Origin of the sequence: uncultured Desulfovibrio sp., from assembly GCF_949282365.1 — a bacterium.
Classification (GTDB): Bacteria; Desulfobacterota; Desulfovibrionia; order Desulfovibrionales; family Desulfovibrionaceae; genus Desulfovibrio.
In genome coordinates this window covers 1-23,954 of sequence record NZ_CASDOY010000017.1, presented here as the reverse complement: position 1 = coordinate 23,954, position 23,954 = coordinate 1, and the positions used below count along the sequence as shown (strand labels likewise).

The 23,954-nt window shown below is 67.9% G+C and carries 18 protein-coding genes; 4 read left to right on the top strand and 14 right to left on the bottom strand.

What is annotated here, in order from left to right; translation table 11 throughout:
• Positions 1-4: 4 nt before the first annotated feature.
• The 6 genes from Q1X76_RS05385 to Q1X76_RS05360 all read right to left on the bottom strand — a co-directional run bounded on the left by Q1X76_RS05385 (position 5) and on the right by Q1X76_RS05360 (position 7,947).
• Positions 5-1,567: an NADH-quinone oxidoreductase subunit C gene (locus tag Q1X76_RS05385; protein ID WP_300718526.1), complete on the bottom strand. Its 1,563-nt coding sequence runs from the start codon at positions 1,565-1,567 to the stop codon at positions 5-7.
• Between the two features lie 3 nt (positions 1,568-1,570).
• Positions 1,571-3,106 carry a proton-conducting transporter membrane subunit gene (locus tag Q1X76_RS05380; protein WP_300718524.1) on the bottom strand — a complete coding sequence of 512 codons (1,536 nt, stop codon included), beginning with the start codon at positions 3,104-3,106 and terminating at the stop codon, positions 1,571-1,573.
• 9 nt (positions 3,107-3,115) lie between these two features.
• Positions 3,116-3,736, bottom strand: coding sequence for a hydrogenase-4 component E (locus Q1X76_RS05375; RefSeq protein ID WP_300718522.1), 621 nt, complete (start codon positions 3,734-3,736; stop codon positions 3,116-3,118).
• 3 nt (positions 3,737-3,739) lie between these two features.
• On the bottom strand, positions 3,740-4,672 hold the full coding sequence (locus Q1X76_RS05370) for an NADH-quinone oxidoreductase subunit H (protein WP_300718521.1): 933 nt from the start codon (positions 4,670-4,672) through the stop codon (positions 3,740-3,742).
• Complete coding sequence (locus Q1X76_RS05365; RefSeq protein WP_300718520.1) at positions 4,669-6,681, bottom strand: proton-conducting transporter membrane subunit; 2,013 nt, start codon at positions 6,679-6,681, stop codon at positions 4,669-4,671. The genes Q1X76_RS05370 and Q1X76_RS05365 overlap by 4 nt, the downstream gene beginning before the upstream one ends.
• A gap of 309 nt (positions 6,682-6,990) precedes the next feature.
• Entirely contained in the window at positions 6,991-7,947 is a 957-nt protein-coding gene (locus Q1X76_RS05360; RefSeq protein ID WP_300718518.1) for a UDP-glucuronic acid decarboxylase family protein, read from the bottom strand.
• A gap of 403 nt (positions 7,948-8,350) precedes the next feature.
• Here Q1X76_RS05360 and Q1X76_RS05355 point away from each other — a divergent pair, with 403 nt between their 5' ends.
• Complete coding sequence (locus Q1X76_RS05355; protein ID WP_300718517.1) at positions 8,351-9,172, top strand: TatD family hydrolase; 822 nt, start codon at positions 8,351-8,353, stop codon at positions 9,170-9,172.
• A gap of 786 nt (positions 9,173-9,958) precedes the next feature.
• On the opposite strand, the gene Q1X76_RS05350 is transcribed toward Q1X76_RS05355, so the two are convergent.
• The 3 genes from Q1X76_RS05350 to rfbF all read right to left on the bottom strand — a co-directional run bounded on the left by Q1X76_RS05350 (position 9,959) and on the right by rfbF (position 12,480).
• The gene (locus Q1X76_RS05350) at positions 9,959-10,429 is read right to left on the bottom strand and encodes a dTDP-4-dehydrorhamnose 3,5-epimerase family protein (RefSeq protein WP_300718541.1); all 471 of its coding nucleotides are present in this window, start codon (positions 10,427-10,429) and stop codon (positions 9,959-9,961) included.
• Between the two features lie 99 nt (positions 10,430-10,528).
• The gene (gene rfbG / locus Q1X76_RS05345) at positions 10,529-11,635 is read right to left on the bottom strand and encodes a CDP-glucose 4,6-dehydratase (protein WP_300718515.1); all 1,107 of its coding nucleotides are present in this window, start codon (positions 11,633-11,635) and stop codon (positions 10,529-10,531) included.
• A gap of 80 nt (positions 11,636-11,715) precedes the next feature.
• Entirely contained in the window at positions 11,716-12,480 is a 765-nt protein-coding gene (rfbF, locus tag Q1X76_RS05340; protein ID WP_300718514.1) for a glucose-1-phosphate cytidylyltransferase, read from the bottom strand.
• A 221-nt stretch (positions 12,481-12,701) separates the two neighbouring features.
• On the opposite strand from rfbF, the gene Q1X76_RS05335 reads away from it, so the two are divergent.
• Positions 12,702-13,361, top strand: coding sequence for a hypothetical protein (locus tag Q1X76_RS05335; protein WP_300718513.1), 660 nt, complete (start codon positions 12,702-12,704; stop codon positions 13,359-13,361).
• 565 nt (positions 13,362-13,926) lie between these two features.
• Here the strand turns inward: Q1X76_RS05335 and hflX are convergent.
• Together hflX and Q1X76_RS05325 are read right to left on the bottom strand one after the other, a co-directional pair.
• Positions 13,927-15,567, bottom strand: a complete 1,641-nt coding sequence (hflX, locus tag Q1X76_RS05330; protein WP_300718512.1) for a GTPase HflX — start codon at positions 15,565-15,567, stop codon at positions 13,927-13,929.
• A 47-nt stretch (positions 15,568-15,614) separates the two neighbouring features.
• Positions 15,615-16,211, bottom strand: a complete 597-nt coding sequence (locus Q1X76_RS05325) for an IMP cyclohydrolase (protein WP_300718511.1) — start codon at positions 16,209-16,211, stop codon at positions 15,615-15,617.
• A gap of 123 nt (positions 16,212-16,334) precedes the next feature.
• Here Q1X76_RS05325 and Q1X76_RS05320 point away from each other — a divergent pair, with 123 nt between their 5' ends.
• Positions 16,335-17,144: an exodeoxyribonuclease III gene (locus Q1X76_RS05320; RefSeq protein ID WP_300718510.1), complete on the top strand. Its 810-nt coding sequence runs from the start codon at positions 16,335-16,337 to the stop codon at positions 17,142-17,144.
• A gap of 376 nt (positions 17,145-17,520) precedes the next feature.
• On the top strand, positions 17,521-18,249 hold the full coding sequence (locus tag Q1X76_RS05315) for an aspartate/glutamate racemase family protein (RefSeq protein WP_300718509.1): 729 nt from the start codon (positions 17,521-17,523) through the stop codon (positions 18,247-18,249).
• A 122-nt stretch (positions 18,250-18,371) separates the two neighbouring features.
• Here Q1X76_RS05315 and Q1X76_RS05310 read toward each other — a convergent pair whose 3' ends face one another.
• The 3 genes from Q1X76_RS05310 to Q1X76_RS05300 all read right to left on the bottom strand — a co-directional run bounded on the left by Q1X76_RS05310 (position 18,372) and on the right by Q1X76_RS05300 (position 22,594).
• A complete protein-coding gene (locus Q1X76_RS05310; protein ID WP_300718508.1) occupies positions 18,372-19,019 on the bottom strand; it encodes a peroxiredoxin in 648 nt (215 codons plus the stop codon).
• A 514-nt stretch (positions 19,020-19,533) separates the two neighbouring features.
• Positions 19,534-20,034: a metal-dependent hydrolase gene (locus tag Q1X76_RS05305; protein WP_300718507.1), complete on the bottom strand. Its 501-nt coding sequence runs from the start codon at positions 20,032-20,034 to the stop codon at positions 19,534-19,536.
• A gap of 289 nt (positions 20,035-20,323) precedes the next feature.
• Complete coding sequence (locus tag Q1X76_RS05300; RefSeq protein WP_300718506.1) at positions 20,324-22,594, bottom strand: vitamin B12-dependent ribonucleotide reductase; 2,271 nt, start codon at positions 22,592-22,594, stop codon at positions 20,324-20,326.
• Positions 22,595-23,954 lie beyond the last annotated feature (1,360 nt).

Genomic DNA, 23,954 nt, shown 5'->3' with positions numbered 1-23,954 from the left:
CTGCTTACAGGTCGTGGCCGCAATAGGAAAGATTGAAGCTCTTGTTGCAGAGCGGGAAGTCCGAGATCTGCTCGCCGCGCAGGGCCATTTCCAGACCGCTCCAGTTGTGCCACGAGGGATCGTAGATCTTGTAGACGCCGAAGCGCCCCGCCGCGTCGGTGACGGCCACATGGCAGAGCTCGCCGCGCCAGCCTTCCACCTGGGCCACGGCCAGCAGGCCGCCGGGCAGGGCGTCGGGCACGGGCGCGCGCCAGAGGGCGTCGTTGCTGTCGCCTGCGTGGAACTTTTCTTCCTCGCCCAGACGGGCCAGATGCTGCAGGTCGGCTTCCAGCAGGCGCACGGAATCGGCCAGTTCCAGACGGCGCACCGTGGCGCGGCCCAGCACGTCGCCGCCCCGGGCGGTGCGGATGTCCGTATCTTCCAGCGGCAGGCGGGACAGGGGCGCATGGCGGCGGGCATCGCGCTGCAGGCCGCAGGCGCGGGCCGCCACGCCCACCATGCCGAAGGATTCGGCGGTGCGGGCGCTGACGCAGCCGGTGCCGGTCAGACGGTCCAGCACGCTGGGCGAGGCGAACATCACATCCACGGCGCCCCTCACGTCGCGCCAGCCAGCGCGCAGACGGTCCAGCAGGGCGCGACAGGTGGCGGGGTCCAGGTCCTGGCTGACGCCGCCGGGGCAGACCAGGCCGCGCCCGAAGCGGTTGCCGCAGAGCTCGGCGGTCATGTTCAGGAAGTCCCCGCGGATGCGGCCGTTCCAGGACGAGGTGGGCAGGAAGCCCGTATCGCCCGCGATGGCGCCCAAGTCGCCGGTATGGTTGGCCAGGCGTTCGAATTCCAGGCCCATGCGGCGCAGCAGCTGGGCGCGCAGCGGCACGGCGACGCCCGCCAGACGTTCCAGCAGCACGCAGTAGGCCGTGCAGTGGCCCACGCTGGTGTCCCCGGCCACGCATTCCATGAGCGCGCTGTCGCGCCGGTGCGGGCCGCCGGCCAGCATTTTTTCCACGCCGCGATGCTGGAAACCGAGGCTGATCTCCAGATTGAGCACGTTCTCGCCATAGCACTGGAAGCGGAAATGCCCGGGTTCGATGATGCCCGCATGTACGGGGCCCACGGCCACTTCGTGCACCTGGCTGCCTTCCACGCGGTAATGCTCGCACTGGGCCGGGCCGGGGCGCGGCGCGCCCGAGGCGGGCGTGGTGTAGCGCACGGGCTTGAGCCAGGGATGGCCCGCGGGCACGATGCCCCAGGCCTCGTGGACCTCACGCTCGAAGCGCTGCAGCTGCGGGCATTCCTGAGCCATGGAAGGATATTCGTCCAGCGGCAGACAGCGGGCGGCCCAGAGTTCCCGGGCCGCGTCGTCGGCCATGACGCAGCACAGTCCGGCGGCGGCCGTGTTGCCCGCCACCAGCGCCAGTTCGTCTGGAGCGTAGAGGACGCGGGGCAGGCCGAAAAAGGCCAGCACGCGCCAGCCGTGCGCCACCTGCGTCAGGATGGCGGCCCGCAGGGAGGCCGCGTCAAGACAGGGGATGTCGGCCAGTCTGGCCGGGGAAGCGTAGGAAAAACGCATGGTCTAGCCTCCGATGAGGGCCGCGCCGGCGCGCAGCAGCTTTTCGACGCCGTCGGGCATCCAGAAGCCCAGCAGCAGCACGCACAGGCCCAGGGCCATGGGCGGCAGCACGCTCAGGGCGGATTCGCGCGGGCACTGGGGCATGTCGGTGGGACGGCTGCCCTGGAACATGCGCAGCACGGCCACGGACATGCCCACGAAGATGACGGCCAGAGCCAGCAGATAGAGGGCGGCCACCAGCCAGTGGCCCTGCTGCAGGCTGCCCTTGAGGATCAGGAACTCGCTGACGAACAGGCCGAACGGCGGCGAACCCACGATGGCCAGGAAACCGCCCATCCACAGCGCGCCGGTGACGGGCATGGTCCAGCGCAGGCCGTGGACGTCATAGCTGGAATAGGTGTGGTAGCGGGCCAGGATGTTGCCGGCCAGCAGGAAGAGCATGCACTTGGTCAGGGAGTGGCAGACGGCGTGCAGCATGCCGCCGAAGGCCGCGGTGCCGCCCAGGCCCACGGCCAGGGCCAGGATGCCCATATGCTCCACGCTAGAGTAGGCCAGCATGCGCTTGTAGTGGCCCTGTCCCACGATGAAGATGGCCGCCACGAACATGGAGACCAGGCCGAAGAAGACCAGCAGGCTGCCGCTGAACCCGCCCAGACCCGCGCCCAGCATGATCTGGTGGCCGCGCAGGATGCCCAGGAAGGCGCAGTTGAGCAGCGCGCCGGAGAGCAGGGCCGAGACCAGCGAGGGGGCCTGGCTGTGGGCGTCGGGCAACCAGTTGTGCAGGGGGGCCAGGCCCATCTTGGTGCCGTAGCCCACCAGCAGGAAGATGAAGGCCGCCTTGAGCCAGGGCAGATAGGTGGCCGCGCTCTGGGGCGCGTCCAGCACGGCCAGGGCCTCGGCGCGCTGCCGGGCCAGATGGCGGAAGGCCTCCACCTGGTCCATGCTCTCCACCGGCGGCAGGCCGGGCTCATAGAAGGCCACGGAAAGCAGGATGTTGCCCAGCAGGGCCAGGGCGATGCCCACGGAACAGATGATGAGGTATTTCCAGGTGGCTTCCAGCGACTGCTTGTGGCGGTGGAAGTAGATCAGGGGCGCGCTGGACAGGGTGGTGATCTCGATGCCCACCCACAGGGCGCCCAGATGGCGCGTGGTGGTGACCAGGGTCATGGCCGAGAGGAAGAAGCACAGGCAGGCCGTGAAGCGGCGTTCCGGGGCGTTGGTGAAGCTGCGGCCGTCCAGGATGCTGGTGCGTTCGGTGATCAGGGCCTCGTCGCGCAGGTAGCCCACGCCGTAGACCGAGGTCACCAGGAAGAGCACGCTGGCCAGCACGAGGAAGAGCGTGCCCAGGGCGTCGGGGGCCAGCAGGCCGGCCAGGGCCTGGATCTGCAGGCCGTCGCTCACGCCGGCGGCCAGTTTGAGGGAAAGGGCCGTGTGCAGCACGGCCGTGAGCAGCAGCAGGCCGCGGCAGACGGCGGTATTGCCCAGCAGCAGCATGAGCAGCCCGGCGCACAGGGGCGCAAAAAGCAGACATTCCAGCATGGTCGCCCCCTAGTCGCGCAGATCGTGGAAGCCCACGTCGATGGATTCGAACGTGTGGCTGATGTGGTTGATGGCGATGCCCATGACGAAGACCGCCACGAAGATGTCCAGCAGCAGGGTCAGCTCGAACCAGACCGCCCCGGCCGTCATGAGCGGGATGCCCAGCAGGAAGATGCCGTTTTCGGCCACCAGATAGCCCATGACCTGCGAGAGCGCGGTGGCGCGTCCCACCACCAGCAGCAGGCCGCAGAAGAGGGTGGTCAGCCCGGCGGGCAGCAGCAGGGGCGGGAAGAGGCCGGGGGCCATGGGCAGGCGGCCTTCCAGCCAGAGGGCGAAGACCAGGCAGGCCAGGCCGGTGAGTACGGCCAGACCGAAGCCCAGACGCGGCCTGATGTGCGGATCGGCCCCGATCTGGCGGCGGGTGCGGTGCAGCAGCCAGGGCAGCAGGCCGCCCTTGATGAGCAGCACGGCCGCGGCCAGCAGGGCGTGGTCCTGCATCAGCAGCAGGCCGCCCAGCAGGATGCCCTGCGCGGTCACCAGATTGATGAGCGTGCGCAGGCGGCCCATGCCCAGCAGGGCCAGGTTGTTGAGCGTGAGCAGAAAGAGGAAGAACTGGAAAAGAGCGCTCATGACTTACCTCACCTGGGTCAGGATCAGGGCCAGGGCCGAGAGCACGGCCGCGCCGCCCAGCAGCACGGGCACCTTCTGCATGCGCAGACGGGCCATGACGGATTCCACGATGCCCACCAGCACGGCCACGGCGAAGATGCAGGCCAGCCAGCACAGGCTCTGCTGCCACAGGGGCAGGTCGGGCACCAGGATGCCCGCGGGCAGGGCCGCGAAGAACCACAGCTTGAGGGCCGCGCCGTATTCGATGAAGGACAGGCTGGGGCCCGAGTGGTCCAGGATCATGACCTCGTGGATCATGGTCAGTTCCAGATGGGTGGTGGGGTCGTCCACGGGGATGCGGCTGTTCTCCACCAGCAGCAGCACGAAGAAGACCACCGGCACCAGCAGCAGCTCGGCGCGGCCCAGCAGCCATTCGTGGGCCGGGCGGCCGCCCAGCATGCCGGAAAGGGACAGGGCGTCGGGCATGCCCAGGGTGGAGCCCACGCCCACCAGGGTCAGCAGGCAGAGAAAGAGCACCGGCTCGGAAAGGGCGGAAAAGGCCGCCTCGCGGCTGGCGCCCATGCCTTCGAAGGAGGAGCCCGTATCCAGCGCGGCCAGCATGGTCAAAAAGCGGCCCAGGCCCAGCAGGTAGGCGGCCAGCAAAAAGTCGCCGGAAAAGCGCAGCGGCGAGGCCATGCCGCCCAGGGGCAGCAGGGCCAGGGCGCAGAGCACCGTGGCCAGGCCCGCCACCGGGCCCAGGGTGAAGACAGGGGTGGTCATCCGGCTGATGACCTCGCCCTTGCGCAGGCCTTTGCAAATATCGAAATAGAGCTGCAGCACAGGCTTGCCGTGCCTGCCTGCCACCTTGGCCTTGATGCGGGCGATGATGCCCGGCAGCAGCGGCGCCAGCAGCAGGGCCAGCGCGTACTGGAAACAGTAGAAGGCGAGATCGCTCATGCGTGCAGCCCCCAGGCCAGCAACGCCACCAGGGTGGCGAGGATGTAAAGGATATAGAGATGGATCTTGCCATGTTGCAGGATCTTGCACATGTTGCAGAGCTTTTCCACGCCTTCGAACAGGGGCGTGAACAGACCCGTACGCAGGCGGTCGGGCGCGGAGACGGCCACATGGCCCTTGTCCGGGAAGTAGCGGCCGTCCAGCTCCTGTTCCACCTTCAGGCCCATGGCGCCGCCGAAGATGCGGCCCAGGGGCTCGGAGAAGGAAGCGTCCGTGTACTGCACGCGCGGGGTACCGTACTGGTAGCCGCAGCCCCAGGTATCTTCCCGGCGCAGACGGCCGCCCATACAGGCCTTGCGCAGCAGCCACAGGGCCGCCATCAGGGCCAGCAGGACCAGTCCCACCAGCGAGACCGTGCCCAGCATGCCGGCCACGCGCAGCATGACCTGCTGCCCGGCGGCGGGGTCGGGCAGGGGGGCGTTGACCGTGCTGATGAGCCAGCGGAAGCAGTGGCCGGAGGCCAGGCCGCCCGCCACGCAGAGGAAGGCCGGGATCAGCAGGGGCCAGAGGTCGCGGGGGCGGGGGCAGTGGGCCTCGGCCACGCGCGGGCTGCGCGGCGCGCCCAGGAAGGTGATGCCGTAGGCCTTGGCATAGGTGGCGGCGGCCAGGCCGGAGACAAGGCCCAGCAGCACCAGGGCCAGCAGCAGGCCCAGCTGCTGTTCCACGCCGGGCAGGCTGGAGGCGTCCAGCAGGGAGAGGGCCAGCACGAATTCCCCGGCGAAACCGTTGAAGGGCGGGAAACAGGCGATGGAGACCGCGCCGATGCCGAAGGCCGCGCCCACCAGCGGCATGCGCTGCTGCAGGCCGCCCAGCAGGTCCATGCGCACGGTGCCGGTGGCGTGCAGGACCTCGCCGGCGCTGAGGAAGAGCAGGCCCTTGAAGGCCGAGTGGTTGAGCATGTGGAACAGGGCCCCGGCCAGGCCCAGGGTGCCGATCCAGCTGTTGCCGCTGTGGCTGCCGATGAGCCAGGCGCCCACGCCCATGAGCATGAGGCCCATGTTCTCCACGCTGGAGTAGGCCAGCAGGCGCTTGAGGTTGCTCTGGGCCAGGGCCTTGAGGATGCCCATCAGCGCCGTGCCTAGACCCAGGAAGAGGGTCAGCCAGCCCCACCAGGCCGGGGCGGCGCTCAGGGGGGCCACAAAGCCGCAGCTGCGGATGATGCCGTACAGGCCGGCGTTGATCATGGCCCCGGAGAGCAGGGCCGAGATGTGGCTGGGCGCGGCCGGATGGGCCTCGGGCAGCCAGACGTGCATGGGCGCGATGCCGGCCTTGGCGCCGAAGCCCAGCAGGGCCAGCACGAAGAGCACCGAGGCCAGGGGCGCCGCGGGCCCTTCTTCCAGGGCCAGGGCGGCAAAGGCGGTCTGGCCCGCGTTCTGCCAGAGCAGGGCGAAGAAGGCCAGCAGCAGCACCGCGCCCAGATGGGCGGCCACCAGATAGACCCACGAGGCGTCGCGCACGTTGCGGTCGCTGTCGTTGAAGTCGATGAGGAAGAAGGGCGAAAGGGACATCACTTCCCAGGCCAGCAGGAAGAGCACGGCGTCGCGGGCCATCATGACCACGGCCATGCCCAGCACCAGCAGCAGGTAGAACAGCCAGTGGGCGGCCAGGTTATGCTCGCTGGCGCGGGTATGGCGCAGCGAGATGCCCCCGGCGCAGGCGCAGACGAAGCCCAGGCCGAAGACCGGCAGCAGAAAGACGCGGGACAGGGCGTCCAGCCCCAGGCTGAGGCTGCCCACGGGCAGGCCCCAGGGCTGGGTCCAGAGCAGGCTGCCGGTCCAGCTGTCCGAGAACAGGCCCGCCATGCCCAGGGCGCAGCCGCAGGCGGCGGCCAGCGGCCCGCAGAGGTCGGCCAGCCGGGTGGTGGCGGGCGTGGGGCGGGCGAAGGCCAGCAGCCCCAGACCGGCGGCACTGGCCGCCAGCACACACAGAGCCAGTAAAATCAGAAACATGGGCACACTCCGACATTCAGACCGTCAAAGTACACGATGCGGCCCCGCCGGAGGCGGGACCGCATCTGCGAGGACTTTTCTGGCGGCATGGCGGGCGCTCCTTCCCTGGAGACGGGCAGTGTCCATGCCGGACGGACAGACGGACTCCCTGTCCGTCAAGGGTTGCGGTTGCGCGGCCGTCACGGCCGCCACGGCTGCCCTGTGCCGCTCTCCCGGGCGGCGCGGGGCGCATATCTTCGGGGGCCGTGCGCCGCGCCGTGTGCGGGAAGACGGCGCGGCAGCGGGCCGGGCCCTTTCCGGGCAGTTTTTTTAGGCCAGGCCCTTGCGGATCTGGGCGTCGAAATAGGCGATGGTCTTTTGCAGGCCTTCTTCCAGCTGCACCTTGGGTTCCCAGCCCAGGACCTCGCGGGCCAGGCTGATGTCGGGACGGCGCTGTTTGGGGTCGTCGCCGGGCAGGGGCTCGCAGACCAGCTTCGAGCGGCTGTTGGTCAGCTCGATGACCTTTTCGGCCAGCTCGCGGATGGTGAACTCGCCGGGATTGCCCATGTTCACGGGCCCGGTGAAGTCGTCGGGCGTGGCCATGAGACGGCACATGCACTCCACCAGGTCGTCCACATAGCAGAAGGAGCGGGTCTGGCTGCCGTCGCCGTAGATGGTGATGGGCTCGTCCTTCAGGGCCTGCACGATGAAGTTGGAGACCACGCGGCCGTCGTTGGGGTGCATCTTGGGGCCGTAGGTATTGAAGATGCGGCCCACCTTGATGCCCAGGTTGCTCTGGCGGCGGTAGGAGAAGAACAGGGCCTCGGCGCAGCGCTTGCCTTCGTCATAGCAGGAGCGGATGCCGTTGGGGTTCACATGGCCCCAGTAGCTTTCGGGCTGCGGATGCACGTCGGGATCGCCGTAGACCTCGCTGGTGGAGGCCTGGAAGATGCGGGCCTTCAGGCGCTTGGCCAGCCCCAGCATGTTGATGGCGCCGTGGACGCAGGTCTTGATGGTCTGCACCGGGTCATGCTGGTAGTGGATGGGCGAGGCCGGACAGGCCAGGTTGTAGATCTCGTCCACTTCCACGAACAGGGGGAAGGTCACGTCATGGCGCAGCAGCTCGAAGCGCTTGTTGTCCATGAGCTCTTCCACATTGGAGCGGGCGCTGGAAAAGAAATTGTCCACGCACAGGACCTCGTGCCCTTCATCCAGCAGACGCGCGCACAGATGCGAGCCCAAAAAGCCCGAACCACCGGTGACAAGAACCCGTTTTCGCAAATGCATGATAGCCTCACAACGTAAAATGACCATTAGGCGCAGGCATCATACGCCCTTAAGCGGGGACTGGCAATGCCCGGAGGGGGCTTTTTCGCGGCCGGGCAGGGGCTTGCGTCCCGGGGCCGCCCCTGCTAGAAGCCATGCCGGAAGCTGTCCGTCCGCGGCGTGGCGCAGGCTGTCCGCACTGTCCCGGTACGGCGTGCGGCCGCATGCGGGAAGATGCGTTTTCCCGCCGCAGCGGCCAGAGGCGGAAACGGCCCCGCGTACGGGAGGGGCCTTGACCGCACCTGCTGAAACCATCGGCCTTCAAGGCCGGTCCCCCGCATACGGGAGGGGCTCCCGGCTGCCCGTCCACAGGCGGTACGCCCGCCGTTCCTTCCCCGTTTTTTTCCTGCATCCCGGAGCCGCCATGAGCCACAAGAAACCTGAACGCATCGATCCCCTGACCCGGGCCCTGCCCTGCGTGGGCTGCGACAGTCACGCCCACCTGGACGGCGAGGAATTCGACGCCGACCGCGAGGAGGTGCTGGCCCGCGCCCGTGCCGCCGGCGTGGCCACCATCGGCAACATCTTCCTCCATCCCGACCACTGGCGGCAGCGCCGCGCCTGGTTCGCCGCGCATCCCGGGGTCTTTTTCGTGCTGGGCATCCATCCCTGCGACGGGCGGCAGTGTACGCCCGGGGTCCTGGACGCCATCCGCGCCGCCTTCGCCGAAGACGGGCGCCTGCGCGCCGTGGGCGAGATCGGTCTGGACTTCTACTGGGACGACTGCCCCAGGGAGATCCAGTACCAGGCCCTGCACGACCAGCTGCAACTGGCCCGCGAGCTGGAAAAGCCCGTGGTCATCCATTGCCGCAACGCCGAGGCCGAGACCCTCATGACCCTCGAGGCTCGGGGCTTTGCCGGCTATCCGCTGCTCTGGCACTGTTTTGGCGGCGATGCGGACATGGCCCGGCGCATCATCCGCAACGGCTGGCACATCTCCGTCCCCGGCCCGGTCAGCTATCCGGCCAACCAGACCCTGCGCGACGCCCTGGCCGTCATCCCCGACGACCGCCTGCTGTTGGAGACCGACAGCCCCTACCTTTCGCCCGTGCCCTGGCGCGGCAAGCGCAACGAGCCCGCCTTCACCGTCTTCACCGTGCGCCACATGGCCGCCGCGCGCGGCATGGAGCCCGAAGATCTTTGGCGGCTCTGCGGCGACAACGCCCGCCGCTTCTTCGGCGTGTAACCGTATTTCGCAGGCGAGGGGCCCTTGCTCCGCTGCCGACGCCCGCAAGGCTGTCGCCGGCGCACGGCCTCCGGCTGCCTTCCGGTCGCCGGCGCACGCGTCAGGGGATCCTTTCCCCCTTTCCCTCTGTCCCCTCCCAACGCGTTTTTCTGGAAAGGATGCCGGGCATCGCGGCATGGGAGGCCAGGGGCGATGAGGGGTCCCGGCCTTTGAGGCGGGGAAGACAGTGGTCCCGATACAGGACGGGCGGTCGCCGGACGGGCGGCAGCCCGTCTTTTTCATGTCCGGTGACATCCGCGAAGGGCAAGGACGGCCTTGTCCGTGCAGGGCGCCGGGCGCAGGCATGCTTGCGGGCCGTACGGATCAAGGCCGCAGAAGCGGCCACAGGCATCGACAGCAAAAGGCGAGCGGACGGCAGCCCGCAGGGCCGGATCGTCTGCGACGGAAGATGGCCGGGAGGCGACCGGACGGCAGCCCTGCTTGCAACACGCCATACCAAAGCGCCTGAGGGGAAAAGCGTCGGCCGTGCGCATGTCACGGGAAAGCGGGAGGGTCACGCCTGCGGGCCCTGCCGGGTTTGTCCGGGCCTGTGCGGGGCCCGGAGCGGACGGCACGCACGACAATGAAAACGCAGCGATGCCCTTGCGTGAACAGGGCGCGCCGGGGAAGGGAGGGGAGTTCGAGGAGGGGCCTTTTCCGGCCGGAGCGCGTGCGCGGCGAGCAGGAGCGTTTGAAGGGGGAACCTTCCCGCGTCGGCGGAACGGTCCCCCCTTCAAAAATACGCCGCTACTTCCAATGATAGGGGATCTGGTCCGTATCTGCGGGCAGGTGTTCGCCTTCCTGCGGATCGTGGGGCAGGTCGGCGCAGTTGCAGATCAGGGCCGGTTCGTCCGTGGCGGCGGTGAAGCCGTACCAGACGCCCGTGGGGATGCGCAGCAGGCCGTAATGGTCGGGACGCCCCAGCAGCAGTTCCAGCAGCACGCTGCGGGTGGGCGAGTGGGGGCGGGCGTCATAGAGCACGAGTTTCAGCAGGCCGCGGGGCACGGCGTAATACTGGGTCTGGCGGCTGTGGCGTTTCCAGGCCTTGACCGCGCCGGGCAGGACTTCGGAAAAATAGACCTCGCCCAGATGCAGTTGCCCGTCCGCCGTCCCGGCGTAGGGGCGCAGGGGCGAATCGGGCCGCAGCATGTGCAGCACCGGGCCGCCGGGGGTGTCGATGATCTTCAGGGGCCGGCAGCAGACGCCGACGATGCCCATGTCCGGGCAGTCGCTTTCGGGACGATCCAGAGGCTGATCCATGAGGGATTCCTTTGTCATGAGACAGGACCGCCCGGCAGGGCCGGGCGGGATGCGGGTCTATCGGGTCCAGAGCTGTTCGCGCTGTTCGGCGGCGTTCACATAGGCCGCGATCTGGCCCAGGCTGAAGTCCAGCATGGTGCCCTGCCCGCCGTCGCCGCGATAGAAACGGTGGTACCATTCGGCGGTGAAGCGGATGGTCTCCTCGAAGGTCAGGGTGGCCTTCCAGTCCAGATGGGCCAGGGCCTTGTCGCAGCAGAGCTTGAGCAGGGTGCATTCCTTCATGCCCGCCTGGCCAGCCTTGTCCATCTCGCTGCGGAAGCCGGGCCAGTGCAGGGCCAGGGCTTCCACCACCTCGGCCACGGTATTGTTGACGCTGGCCGCGGGGCCGAAGTTGTAGGCTTCGCCGCGGGTCTCGAAGGGGCCCTTGCGCGCTCCCAGCAAATGCGCGCCCAGCCACAGATAGCCGGACAGGGGCTCCAGCACCAGCTGCCAGGGCCGGGTTGCCCAGGGGCTGCGGATCTGCACGGCCTGGCCGGCGGCCCAGGCGCGGGCACAGTCGGGCACGATGCGGTCGGCGGCCCAGTCGCCGCCGCCGATGACGTTGCCGGCGCGCACCGTGGCGCAGGCCGGGCCCTCCTTGAAAAAGCTCTTGAAATAGGAATGGGCGATGATCTCGGCGCAGCCCTTGGAGGCGGAGTAGGGATCGTCGCCGCCCAGGTGGTCGGTCTCGCGATAGCCCCAGACCCATTCGTCATTGCGGTAGCACTTGTCCGAGGTGATGAAGACCGCGGCCTCCACGCTGGGGCACCGGCGCACGCCTTCCAGCAGGTTGAGGGTACCCAGCATGTTGGACTCGAAGGTCAGGGGCGCGTCCTCGTACGATCTGCGCACCAGGGCCTGGGCGGCCAGATGGAAGACCACGTCGGGTTTGAAGTCCCTCATGGCGCGCAGCACGGCGTCGCGGTCGCGGATGTCGCCGCGCACGTCCTGCACATGCCGGTCCAGACGCATGGCTTCGAAGTGGGAGGGGCTGGTGGGCACGCTGTCGGCAAAACCGCAGACCGTGGCGCCCAGCCGGGTCAGCCACGCGGCCAGCCAGGAGCCCTTGAAACCGGTATGGCCGGTGATGAACACACGGCGGCCCTTGTAGCAGTTGGCAAACATGATGTCCTCCTGCCGGTCGCCCAGGCGCCGGCGTCAGATGGAAAGGGGCGGGACGCTGTCCGGCGGCCCCGCCGGGATGCTTATTTCCAGAAAGCCTTGCCGCTGTCCCAGAGCTCGTTGAGCTTGATGGAGTCGCGCAGGGTGTCCATGCACTGCCACTGGCCGGGATGGGGATACATGGAAAGCTGCCCCTCGGCGGCCAGGCGCTGCAGGGGCTCCTTTTCCAGATCACAGGATTCGTCCTCATCCAGATAGTCCAGGAACTGGCGCTTGAAGACGAAGAAGCCGCAGTTGATGTACTCGTTGAGCACGGGCTTTTCTTCCCAGGACAGGATCTTGCCGTTCTCGTCGGTGCGCACGGTGCCGAAGCGCGAGGGCATGCGCACGCCGGTGAAGGTGCCGATGGTGCCGGACTTCATGTGGAAGTCGATGAGTTTGCCGATGTCGATGTCGGCCACGCCGTCGCCATAGGTGACCATGAAGCGGTCGGTGTCGATGTGGCGGGCCACGCGCTTCAGGCGGCCGCCCTTGAGGGTCTCCTGGCCGGTATCGCACAGGGTCACGCGCCAGTCCTCGATCTCGCGGGGATGGTGGGTGATGTCGCCGCTGCGCAGGTCCACGGTGAAATCCGTGTTGCGGATGTTGTAGTCGTGGAAATACTGTTTGATATATTCGCCCTTGTAGCCCAGGGGCAGGATGAAATCCTTGAAGCCGAAGCGGGCATAGATGTTCATGATGTGCCAGAGTACGGGACGCCCGCCGATCTCCACCATGGGCTTGGGTTTGACGACGGTCTCTTCGCGCAGCCGGGTGCCCTTGCCGCCGCACATGATGATGACTTTCATACAGCCTCCGCCTGTCCGTTGCGGGAACGGAGCAGCAGTTGCCAAAGGTTGGAGTCCCGGCCGCCCCCCAGGCGGCCGACCGGCCCTGATGCTAGCAGAAGGCGTGGCGGAAAAAAAGTCCTGTTCACCGGTCAACGGCGGCAGGGGACACGCTTGGCAAGCGCGGGCGTCTGGGCTATCCTGTATGCCGCCGAAAAGTCCTATCACGCAAGGAGGCTCCCATGCGCAATGATCGCAGGTCCCTGTTTTTGCTGCCCCTTCTGTTGACGGTCGGTCTGCTGGCGTCCTGCCTTTCATCCGGCCCCGAAAAGCCGCTCAAGGCCATGGCCGATGCCATGGGCAAAAACGACGGCGCGGCCTTCCTGGCCCAGATGGACATGCCCCGTTTCGCGGCCAATGAGGCCCGGAACATGACCAGCGAGAACGAGGCCCTGAGCATGCTGGATTCCCTGGGCCAGGACCTCGGCCTGGGCGGCATGGACCAGCTGCTGGGCAGCGCCCTGAATATGGAGGACAAGCTCCGCAAGAGCCTGACCCGCGGCGTCTCCACCGGCGAGCTCATGGCCCACTGCCGCAGGGCGGAACGGCCCGACTGCCCCTGGGTGCCGGAATCGCTCAGGAACGCCCGCGTGGTGGAGCTGGGCCCGGACGCCGCCGTGGCCGCCGTGACCACGCCTGCGGGCATGACCTCCTGGCTGGCCCTGCAGAAGCAGGGCGAGACCTGGCGCGTGGTGGGCCGGGCCGTCATGGAAGACACGGCCCGCGCCTTTGCCCGGGAGGGCCTCTCCGGTACCGCGCCCGCCGCTCCCAAGGCCCAGCAGCCCACCCCCAAGCCCGCACCCAGGCCAACGCCCAAGGGCGACGGCGCCGTGACCCTCTAGGGGCAGCACGCATCACGTTTTGTTTTGCAGGGGAAGGAAGCCCCTTGCGTTGCCGTGGCTGTCCGTAAGGCCTTGCGGACCAACAGGCACGGCCCGGCGGGCCGCCCTTGGGGGCGCCCCTGCCGGGGCTGACCTCCTTGGGCCACATCCGGTACAAAGAAAGGGATCGCTGCGCACAGCGGTCCCTTTTGCTGTTGCCATCGCCGTGCCTGTGCCGGACAGGAAGGACGCATTGCCGCCGCATGCCCGGCAGCAGCACGGGGCCTGCCCTCGCGGGCGCTGCCGGCAAGGTCCGTCCGTTTCCTTTTTGCCGCCCCGTATCGTCGGTGCCTGCAGCCCCGTCATGGCAGCCGCGCTCTTGCGGCCCTGGTCGCGCCTTGCACCGTCAGGCCCGTATCCTTGCCGCCAGAGGCCCTGCGGCATGGCCCGCGCGTCGATGCGCCGTCCGTACGGAGGCGGCACCAGTCAACCTTGCAGCCGTCCAGATACAAGCCGGCGCGGAAGCGGCACAGCGCAGCGCTCGCTGTTTTTGGCGTCGCGGCGGGCAGCCGGGCCCGTTGCGGCACTACTGCAGCGGGCCGGGTTCTTCGTTGTCGCCGAAGGGGAGCAGCAGCTGGGCCTGCTGCGCACTGAGCAGCATGTTCTCCAGCACTTCCAGCAGGCGCTTGAGGCCGTCGCCGGTACGGGCGGAAACGGGGATGGCGTGGGGGAAGGCGTCGGCCAGTTCGGCGCGGGCGGGCACGTCCAGCAGGTCCCACTTGTTGAGCAAGAGGATGCGCGGCATGTGTTGCAGTTCCAGCTCCTCGAGGATGGTCTCCACCGAGGTGATCTGCTGCAAAAGGTCGGGGTGCGAGGCGTCGGCCACATGCACCAGCAGATCGGCGGATTCCAGTTCCTCCAGGGTGGCGCGGAAAGCGTCCATGAGTTCTTTGGGCAGGTTGCGGATGAAGCCCACGGTATCGGCCAGGATGATCTCGCGCTCGGCCGGGAAGCGCAGGCGGCGGGTGGTGGGGTCGAGGGTGGCGAAGAGCTTGTTCTCGGCCAGCACCTCGGAGCGGGTCAGATTGTTGAGCAGGGTGGACTTGCCCGCGTTGGTATAGCCCACCAGCGCGGCCAGGGGGATGCCGCGACGGGCGCGGCGGGAGCGGGTGAAGGCCCGCTGGCGGCGCAGCTGGTCCAGCTCCTTGCGCAGCCGGGCCATGCGTTCGCGGCTGCGGCGGCGGTCTGTCTCCAGCTTGGTCTCGCCGGGGCCGCGCCCGCCGATGCCGCCCATGAGGCGGTCCATGGCGCGGTTCTTGCCGGTCAGGCGGGGCTGGGTGTAGCGCAGCTGGGCCAGCTCCACCTGCAGCTTGCCCGCGCGGGTCACGGCATGCTGGGCGAAGATGTCCAGGATGAGCTGGGTGCGGTCCAGCACCTTGCGTTCGGTGATGTCGGCCAGATTGTGCAGCTGGGCCGGGGAAAGCTCGCCGTCGAAGATCAGGGTCCCGGCGCGGCCTTCCAGGGCCAGGACCTCCAGCTCGGCCATCTTGCCCTTGCCCAAAATGAACTTGGGATTGACCTGGGCCACGCGCTGCACCATGCGCCCGGCCACGGCCAGACCGGCGGTGCGGGCCAGCTCGGCCAGCTCGTCGAGGTTGCGCTCCTGGATGACGCGGGGCTGGGCGGCCACGGAGACCAGCAGGGCGCGCGGCGCGTCGACGGCCTCGCGGCTGTCGTCGCCGGCGCGGGCCAGCTCTGCTTCCAGGGCCTCGGCGGTGGCGGCGAAGTGGGCGGCGGTCTGGTCCCAGGGGCGGAGCTGCTCCACCCGGTAGGGTTGCCCGGCCACGGGCGTGGGCAGCAGATGGGCCTCCTGCCACTGCACGGGGTCGCCGTCGGGATTGACGGTCAGCACGATGATGGCGTCCAGACGCAGGAAGAGCAGGTCCATGAGGTCTTCCTGGCTGAGGCCGTCGGGCGTGAGGTGGGTGTGGAGCAGACGAAGGCCGCGCAGACGGTCGGCGCCGGAGCGGGCGCGGGGCAGTTCCGGGATCAGTATCCCGCCTGCCTCGCCCACCAGCACCATGTCCACGCGGCCTTTGCGGTCGATGAGCAGGCCCAGCTGCCGCCCCAGGGCGCGCGACAGCAGCGACAGCTCCCGGGCCTGGTCGATGGTGTAGACATCGGCGGCCGGGAAGCGTCGTGTGGTCAGCCGGTTGAGGGCCTTCAACTGGCTGGGCTTGAGCCCCTGCAGGTTGCCTTCGAGCCTGGAAATGGCTAGGCCCCCGGACGCAGGTAGGAGGTGATGAGGGCGTCGTAGCGCGACGTGGCTTCAAAAGCGCGCGAGGCCATGGCCTGGCGGAATTCCAGGCTGACCTTCATGCCGTGGTCCTTCATCTCCTGGATGGCGGTGGCGTACCATTTGGTGCCGGGCAGCACCAGGATGCTGTGGAAGTTCTTGGCAGCGGCGCGGATCATGCAGGGACCGCCGATGTCGATCTCCTCCACGGCCTGCTCGAGCGAGAGCTTGCGTTCCACGGCCCCGGCGAAGTCATAGAGGTTCACGCAGACCAGGTCGAAGGGCTTGATGCCCTTTTCATCCAGCGTGGCCATGTGTTCGGGCAGGTCCTTGTTGGCAAGGATGCCCCCGTGGATCTTGGGGTGCAGCGTCTTCACGCGGCCGCCCAAGATCTCGGGAAAGCCGGTAACGTCACTGACGGCCGTCACGGGCAGACCGGCGGCCTGCAGGGCCTTCATGGTCCCGCCGGTGGAGACCAGCTCCACGCCGTTCTGCGACAGGAAGGTGGCAAATTCCACCAGTCCGGATTTGTCCGTCACGCTCAGGATGGCACGGCGGATAGGAAGCATATCCATAGGGATTCTCCTTGGCTCATGTTGGCATTATTGCCGCAAGCCATTTTGCCAGAAAACAGGAGCGCTCGCAATGCCGCGCTTGCGGAGCGGCACGCCTGCCGCTATGCTGGCGGCGGAGGTCCTATGTCCATCAGACTCGTATCCTGGAACGTCAACGGCCTGCGCGCCGTCTCGGCCAAGCCGGAATGGCGCTGGTTCGCCGAAAACACCTGTGATGTCATCGGCCTGCAGGAGACCAAGGCCCAGCCGGAACAGCTCACGCCCGCCGTGGCCAGCCCCGCCGGATGGGAGGCGCACTGGGCCTCCAGCGTGGTGAAAAAGGGCTATTCCGGCGTGGCCGTGTTCAGCCGCATCAAACCGCTGGCCGTGCGCTGTGAACTGCCCCAGCCGGAATGGCAGGGCGAGGGCCGCATCCTGCATCTGGAATTCGAGAAGTTCCACTTCTTCAACGGCTATTTCCCCAACGGCGGCGCCGAGGAAGTGGACGAGCACGGCAAGCCCGTCCCCGGCCGCTTCAAGCGCGTGCCCTACAAGATGGGCTTTTTCGAGGCCTTCACGGCCTATGCCGAGGAATGCCGCAAAAGCAAGCCCGTCGTGGTCTGCGGCGACTTCAACATCGCCCACCGGCCCATCGACCTGGCGCGGCCCAAACAGAACGAGAAGAACACCGGCTTCCTGCCCGAGGAACGCGCCTTTCTGGACCGTTTCACGGCCCTGGGCTATGTGGACACCTTCCGCCATGTGCACGGGGATCTGGAAGGGCAGTATTCCTGGTGGTCCTACAAGACCCGCGCCCGGGAAAAGAACATCGGCTGGCGTATCGACTATTTCTTCGTGTCCGAAGAACTGAGACCGGCTATCCGGGACGCCTGGATCGAGAGCGACGTCTACGGTTCGGACCATTGCCCCGTGGGGCTGGAACTGGATATCTGAGCAGGCCGGGCGGCTTCGTCCCTGCCTGCCCGTCGCGAGGACGGCGGACGGCAGCGTCTGCCTTTTGCATCTTGCGCCTGCCTGCCGTGAAGGCTGAGGACGGCAGACCGGCTGTGGCCGTGGCAGCGGGAAGGCTGCGGCGACGCTCCTTGCCGCGCGGGGGGCTGGAGCGGTGCCTGCTCCGGCGCGTGGACGGCGAAAAAGGGGCAGGGTCCGGGGGCATGCAGATACCGCTCCTGACGTCCGGGAAGCCGCAGCCACGAGCGGGAAAGCGGGACGGCAGGACGCCGCAGCCGGGAGACCGGGACACGGGACGGCAGGGCGCGGACCCGCAGGGGCGCTGTCCCCAACGTAATCATGGAGCTGGAGAGAAAGCATGAAAACCATCGGCCTTCTGGGCGGCATGAGCTGGGAAAGCACGCTGACCTATTATCAGATCATCAACATGGTGGCGGCGCAGGCCCTGGGCGGGCTGCACTCGGCGCGTTGCCTGCTCTACAGCGTGGACTTCGACGAGATCGAGCGCTGCCAGCAGGCCGGGGACTGGGACAGGAGCGCCCGCATCCTGGCCGATGCCGCGAGGGCTCTGGAGCGGGGCGGCGCGGATTTCCTGGTCATCTGCACCAACACCATGCACAAGGTGGCCCCGCAGATCGCGGCGGCGGTCACGATCCCGCTGATGCACATCGCCGACGTGACGGCCCGGCAGCTGCACATGGCGGGCGTGCGGCGCGTGGGCCTGCTGGGCACGCGCTACACCATGGAAGAGGATTTCTATACCGGCCGGCTGGCGGCCAACGGCCTGCAGGTGCTGGTGCCCGAAGCGGACGACAGGGCCGAGATCAACCGCATCATTTTTGAGGAACTGTGCCGGGGCGAGGTCAGGGACGGCTCGCGCGAGACCTTCTTGCGGGTCATCCGGGATCTGGCCGCCCGGGGCGCGCAGGGCGTGATCCTGGGCTGCACCGAGATCGGCATGCTGGTGCGGCAGGAGGATACCCCCACCCTGCTGTTCGACACCACCCTCATCCATGCCCGCATGGCCGCGCTGGTGGCCATCAACGAAACGCCCGTGGAGACGGAGCCGGTGAAGGTGAAGCAGTAGGCTTGCGACGCGGCGTCAGCCGCTGCGCGTCGCGATGTCCTTTGCGGGCACGCTGTCATGGAGGGCTTTTTGCCGCAAAAAAACGGCAGGGGAAGCCTCCTTCCCCTGCCGGTGTCCGCGTGCTAGATTTCCCGGTGGCAGAACCACCAGTCATAACCTTCGAGTTCGGCAAGCCTCTGGCGTGCGCGCTCCACATCGGCCGCCGGCGGCACGATGACCCGTCGCCCGATGAGTTCGTTCTCGGGCCAGCCGGCCGGTACCGCGCAGGCATGGGCGTCCGAGGTCCGCAGGGCCCTGAGCGCGCGCAGGATCTCGTCCATGTTGCGGCCCACTTCCTGCGGATAGTAGAGCATGAGGCGCAGGATGCCCTGCGGATCGACGATGAAGACCGCGCGCACCGTGTTGCTGCCCTTGCCGGGATGCAGCATGCCTAGCTGCTCGGCGATCCGGCCCCTGTCGTCGGCGATGACCGGGAACTCTATCTCCACCCCCAGTTTTTCCCTGATCCATTCCAGCCACTTGATGTGGGAAAAGACCTGGTCGATGGAAAGGCCCACCAGCATGGCGTCAAGGGCGCGGAATTCGTCCATGCGTTTCTGGAAAGCGACGAATTCCGTGGTGCATACCGGCGTGAAATCCGCCGGGTGGCTGAACAGGACCAGCCATTTGCCCGCACTGTCCCGGGGCAGGGTCATGGGCCCCCGGGTGGTCTGGGCGCTGATCTCGGGGAAAGACTGGCCAAGCAGGGGCAGGGTCGGCGTTTCTGCCATAGGATCCTCCTAAAATGAAATTGAATTTCATTTTTAATAAAAGATGCTCCCCTTCTTTGTCAAGATGACGCCGGGCTTTTCCGGGAAGATCGGCGAAGCCGTCGCCGCGCCATCGTCTTTCCTGGCCTGCATCGCTCCAAGATACGCCGCTTGCGCCCGGACAATGCGGCCTCCGCCGTTGCCCGGACCGCAAGGCTGTCGTCATGGCAGTGTGGTGTCGCAGGTCACGACCTCTCGGCCCCGTTCATCAGGAGGCGCCTGTCATCAGGCAGCGTGTTCTCGCACGCCGGGATGGCGGGAATGGGGATGGCGCCCTGCCGTGGGGCCGGGCATCCCGCGTGGACGCCGCAGGGGAAAAGAGGCCGTACCGCGGATGCGCTGAAGGCGCTGCGGACAGGTGATGCCCCTGATGGCGGCAGGAAGCTGCGGGAAAAAAGGGGAGGGACAAAGCGGCACGCCGGGGGAAGGGCAGCCCTCGCGCGAGCCGGGGCGCCCTTCCCCCCGTATCTTTTGCCTAAAAATGCAGCACGGGCATGCCCAGCTGGCGGACGTGGCGGATGAGCTCCTTCATCTCCGGGCCCAGCAAAAAGCCCAGCAGGACGAGCATCACGCCCAGGAAGACGTATTCGCCCACGCTGCCGGTGGAGCAGAGCTTGAGCGAGAGCTTGTTCTTGCGGGAAAAGGGGTGCAGCGGGACCCCGGAGGGGGTCAGCATGTCCAGCGCCACATGGCTGATGCCGCCCAGGCCAAGGCCCAGCAGGGCTGGCTGCCAGTGCGGGGGCACCAGATGGCTGCAGGCCAGCAGCAGGACGGCCAGCCACCAGCCGCACCAGTGGGTGGTGCCGCGATGGATCTGGTTGAAGGTGCGCTGGGGGTTGCGGGAGCGTTTGGCGATGGCCTGGTCGAGCTTGTCGGGCAGGATGGCGCCGATGCAGGCGGCGATGACGCCTTCCAGCGGCAGATGCAGGGCCAGGGCGGCGCCGACGCCCGCCGTCTGGTGGGTGATCCATTTCATGAGGCCTCCGTAAAGTGTGCGCTGTCATGTCGCGGGCCGGGGGCGGCACAGGGCTGACCGGGGCCGGGACGCTTCGTCGCATGGCGGGAAGGCGCCGCCGTGGGCCGCAGGGCGCGGCAGGCCGCGCAGGGATGCGCAAGACCGTGATCTTCCTGCGGGACGCCGTATCCGGCGTCACCCAGGGGCGGGCAGACAAAAAGGAGGGAGGCCGCCTGTCCGGGCCGCTCGTGCCGGGCGCTGAGGCTCCGGCGTGAGCTTCGCGGCGCGGCCTCCCCTGTTCCAGTCCTTGCTAGCCGCAGCGGGAGAAACCGCAGGCGGGGCAGATCAGGCAGCCTTCCTGGAAGACCAGGGGCTCGTCGCATTCGGGGCAGCGCTGTTCCTCGATGTCGGCCACGCCGGACCCCAGATGCTCGTCCTTGAGGTAGCGGCGCTCCAGCACCCAGGCGATGGCGTCCGGGATGGAGAGCAGCAGGCCCTTGCCGCGGAACACGGGATGTTCGCCGCCGATGCCCTTGATCTGGGCCACGATGTCGCGCACCTCCACGCCGGAGCGCAGGGCCAGGGACACCAGGCGGCCGATGGCTTCGGCCTTGGCGGTGATGGAGCGGCCGGACTTGCCGATGGTGGCGAAGACCTCGAAGGGCTTGCCGTCGATCTCGTTGACGGTCAGGTACATGGCGCCCAGACCGGTCTGGATCTTCTGGGTGAAGCCCTGCACCACGTCGGGGCGCTTGCGCACCGTGCCCAGGCGGGGGGCTTCCGCCGGGGCGGGAGCGTCGCCGTCCATCTTTTTCTGGCCTTCGCCGGTGGCCAGCACCTGCAGGCTCTTGCAGCCGTCGCGATAGACGGTGACGCCCTTGCAGCCTTCCTTGTAGGCCAGCCAGTAGATGTCGTAGATGTCCTGCTTGCTGGCGCTGTGCGGCAGGTTGACGGTCTTGGAGACGGCGTTGTCGGTATGGCGCTGGAAGGCGGCCTGCATGCGCAGGTGCCAGACGGGGTCGATGTCCATGGCGGTGACGAAGACCCTGCGCATGGCGGCGGGCAGCACGTCTAGGGACTGGATGGAGCCCTTTTCCACCACCTGTTCCATGAGTTCGGGCATGGCCAGGCCGGCCTCCCTGAGGGCGGCTTCAAAGTAGGGGTTCACTTCCACTAGGCGTTCGCCGTCCAGGATGTTGCGCGTGAAGCAGAGGGCGAACAGGGGCTCGACGCCCGAGGAGCAGCCGCCGATGATGGACAGGGTGCCCGTGGGCGCGATGGTGGTCACGGTGGCGTTGCGGTAGGGGCCTTCGCCGCGCTGGGGGAAGACGGATTCCGCATAGGCCGGGAAGGGGCCGCGTTCCCCGGCCAGCACGGCCGAAGCGGCGTGGCCTTCGGCATTGATGAAGGCCATGATGCGCTCGGCCAGGGCGATGCCCGCCTCGGAATCATAGGGCACGCCCAGCTGGAAGAGCAGATCGGCGAAGCCCATGACGCCCAGGCCGATCTTGCGGTTGCGGCGCACGGTCTCGGCGATGCGGTCCAGGGGGAAGCGCGAGGCGTCGATGACGTTGTCCAGAAAACGCACGGACAGATGGATGGTGTCCCTGAGGGCATCCCAGTCGATGCCCGCCGCGGCGGGGTCTTCGTCCTGCGCATGGCCCGGCACATGGAAGCAGGCCAGGTTGATGGAGCCCAGGTTGCAGGCCTCGTAGGGCAGCAGGGGCTGTTCGCCGCAGGGGTTGGTGGATTCGATCTCGCCCTGGGCCGGGGTGGGGTTGTCGCGGTTGATGCGGTCCAGGAAGACGATGCCGGGGTCGCCCGTCTGCCAGGCGCGGCAGACCAGCAGGTCGAAGATCTCGCGGGCGCGCAGGCTGCCCTTGACCTTGCCGGTATGGGGATCGGTCAGGTCGTAGTGCTCGTCGCGTTCCACGGCCTGCATGAAGGCTTCGGTCAGGCCCACGGACAGGTTGAAGTTGTTGAATTCCCCTTCCTTTTCCTTGGCCCGGATGAACTCCACGATATCGGGATGGTCCACGCGCAGGATGCCCATGTTGGCGCCGCGCCGGGTGCCGCCCTGCTTGATCTGTTCCGTGGCGGTATTGAAGATGCGCAGGAAGGAGACCGGACCGGACGCCACCCCGCCGGTGGAGCCCACGCGGCTGGCCTTGGGCCGCAGGCGGGAGAAGGAAAAGCCCGTGCCGCCGCCGGATTTGTGGATCATGGCGGCGTATTTGACGGCATCGAAGATCTCCTCGATGGAGTCGCCCACAGGCAGGACGAAGCAGGCGGAGAGCTGGCCCAGCTCGCTGTCGGCGTTCATCAGGGTGGGGGAGTTGGGCAGGAAGCGCCAGCTGGTCATGAGCTCGTAGAAGCGGCGCGCCAGCTCTTCGGGGCTGAAGGGGGAGCGCTCGTACTTGGCTTCCTCGGCGGCGATGGCGCCGGCTACCCGCCAGAACAGGTCGCGGGGCGTTTCGGTGCTGCCGTCCGCGTTTTTGTGCAGATAGCGTTTCTGCAGCACCACTTCCGTATTGGGCTTGAGCTGCGGTTCGGGCAGATCGTAAGGCATGGGAAGAATCATGGCAGACCCTTGAGTCAAAAGAAAAGCGGCTGGCTTCCCGCAGGGGGAAAAGTCGGCGCGCCGGGAGGGTAAAAGGAGCCGGTCGCCTCACGGCCGGAGCCGGACGACCGAGGGGCATCATACGCATTCCCGGCGGGAAAATAAAGGCCCCCCTGGGGCGGAGAACACGAGCTTTTCCTGAGTTTGTCAAACGATATCAAATAATTGATGGCTAAAATCAGCTCCGGGAGACGAAAGCGCCGGGGCGGTGTCAAAAGCCCGCAGTACCTTGTTCTGCAAAGGAAAGCGGGCGGGACAAAAAAATTTCCCGGCCGGGAAAAGGATTTTTTCTCACAGGTCGTCGGTGCGTTGGCGCGCGGGGCACGGAAGGCGGATAGCGGGAGCGACGCCGGTGGACGGCAGAGGCAAGCGCCAGCGCAGGAGATGGGCCTGGCGTGGCAGGTGACGGGCCCGGTCACCGCGGCCCCAGGAGCCCGTACGGGACAGGGCGGAGGGCGACAAGTCCGGCGGAGAAGGGCCGGGCGGCCCTTGCCGTCCGGTGTTCTGCGGGCAGGTGCGCGGGCCCGGCGCGGGAGGAAGGCTGTAGCCGGCAAGGCCCTCCCTGCTCCGGCCACCATGACCAGGCCCGGCGCAGGACGGCGCACAGCGGGATCGCTCCACAGGGGAAGGGCCGGCCGGGACAGGGCGGACGGCCGGCGCAATGCCGGGAAGCCCGCGCAGGGCCTCCCCGTGTCCTGCTTCTGCGGGGGCCGAGGGCAGCAAGGCCGCATCGTCGCAGCCTATCCTGCCGGGACGCGGACAGAGGCAAAAAAGAAGGAGGCCTGTCACGGCCTCCTTCCCGTTGTCCAGTGTCTTCCTGTCCGGCGTTTGGCAGTGCGGAACGGCGCGTGCCGTCCCCGGCCAGCCCGCCGGCGGCCGCCAAAGGCCGTGCCGCGGGTGTCGTCAGGATCGGCCGGCCCCCCCCTGGCTGTCCTTTGCGGGCCGGCCACGTTGCGGGCGGCCGTCACGGAGGTTGCTGCCACGGGCAGCGTCACGACGGGGCCCCTCGGGAGGGCGTCGCGCATCCTCGCGGGAGGGGCGGCGGCTTTGGCGCTCGTCGTTGCGGCCGCTGTCGTGCTGCGTGTCACGGCGGGGCGGGCGGCCGTCAGGGGAACGGCGTTCGCGGGGCCGGTCCGCATCCCGGGGGCCTGTGCCGCCGATCTTGGCGGAGCGGCCCTGTAGCGGGCCTTCTTCCTGACGGGCGCGGGGACCATACGGCCGTGCCTCGTTGGCGGCAGGCCGGGGCGGACGCGCTGCCTCCGCAGCTCCTGCGGGCAGGGCCAGCAGCAGGGCGCCGCTCTTGCGGTCACGGCGGGGCGTG

Bases quoted from the DNA above. Each gene is read 5' to 3' on its own strand.
- Q1X76_RS05365 (WP_300718520.1), bottom strand. From the start codon at position 6,681: ATGTTTCTGATTTTACTGGCTCTGTGTGTGCTGGCGGCCAGTGCCGCC.
- Q1X76_RS05350 (WP_300718541.1), bottom strand. From the start codon at position 10,429: ATGGGCATCGTCGGCGTCTGCTGCCGGCCCCTGAAGATCATCGACACC.
- Q1X76_RS05385 (WP_300718526.1), bottom strand. From the start codon at position 1,567: ATGCGTTTTTCCTACGCTTCCCCGGCCAGACTGGCCGACATCCCCTGT.
- Q1X76_RS05320 (WP_300718510.1), top strand. From the start codon at position 16,335: ATGTCCATCAGACTCGTATCCTGGAACGTCAACGGCCTGCGCGCCGTC.
- Q1X76_RS05310 (WP_300718508.1), bottom strand. From the start codon at position 19,019: ATGGCAGAAACGCCGACCCTGCCCCTGCTTGGCCAGTCTTTCCCCGAG.
- rfbG (WP_300718515.1), bottom strand. From the start codon at position 11,635: ATGTTTGCCAACTGCTACAAGGGCCGCCGTGTGTTCATCACCGGCCAT.
- Q1X76_RS05325 (WP_300718511.1), bottom strand. From the start codon at position 16,211: ATGGATATGCTTCCTATCCGCCGTGCCATCCTGAGCGTGACGGACAAA.
- Q1X76_RS05305 (WP_300718507.1), bottom strand. From the start codon at position 20,034: ATGAAATGGATCACCCACCAGACGGCGGGCGTCGGCGCCGCCCTGGCC.
- Q1X76_RS05355 (WP_300718517.1), top strand. From the start codon at position 8,351: ATGAGCCACAAGAAACCTGAACGCATCGATCCCCTGACCCGGGCCCTG.
- rfbF (WP_300718514.1), bottom strand. From the start codon at position 12,480: ATGAAAGTCATCATCATGTGCGGCGGCAAGGGCACCCGGCTGCGCGAA.
- Q1X76_RS05335 (WP_300718513.1), top strand. From the start codon at position 12,702: ATGCGCAATGATCGCAGGTCCCTGTTTTTGCTGCCCCTTCTGTTGACG.
- Q1X76_RS05370 (WP_300718521.1), bottom strand. From the start codon at position 4,672: ATGAGCGATCTCGCCTTCTACTGTTTCCAGTACGCGCTGGCCCTGCTG.
- Q1X76_RS05375 (WP_300718522.1), bottom strand. From the start codon at position 3,736: ATGAGCGCTCTTTTCCAGTTCTTCCTCTTTCTGCTCACGCTCAACAAC.
- Q1X76_RS05315 (WP_300718509.1), top strand. From the start codon at position 17,521: ATGAAAACCATCGGCCTTCTGGGCGGCATGAGCTGGGAAAGCACGCTG.
- Q1X76_RS05380 (WP_300718524.1), bottom strand. From the start codon at position 3,106: ATGCTGGAATGTCTGCTTTTTGCGCCCCTGTGCGCCGGGCTGCTCATG.
- Q1X76_RS05300 (WP_300718506.1), bottom strand. From the start codon at position 22,594: ATGATTCTTCCCATGCCTTACGATCTGCCCGAACCGCAGCTCAAGCCC.
- Q1X76_RS05360 (WP_300718518.1), bottom strand. From the start codon at position 7,947: ATGCATTTGCGAAAACGGGTTCTTGTCACCGGTGGTTCGGGCTTTTTG.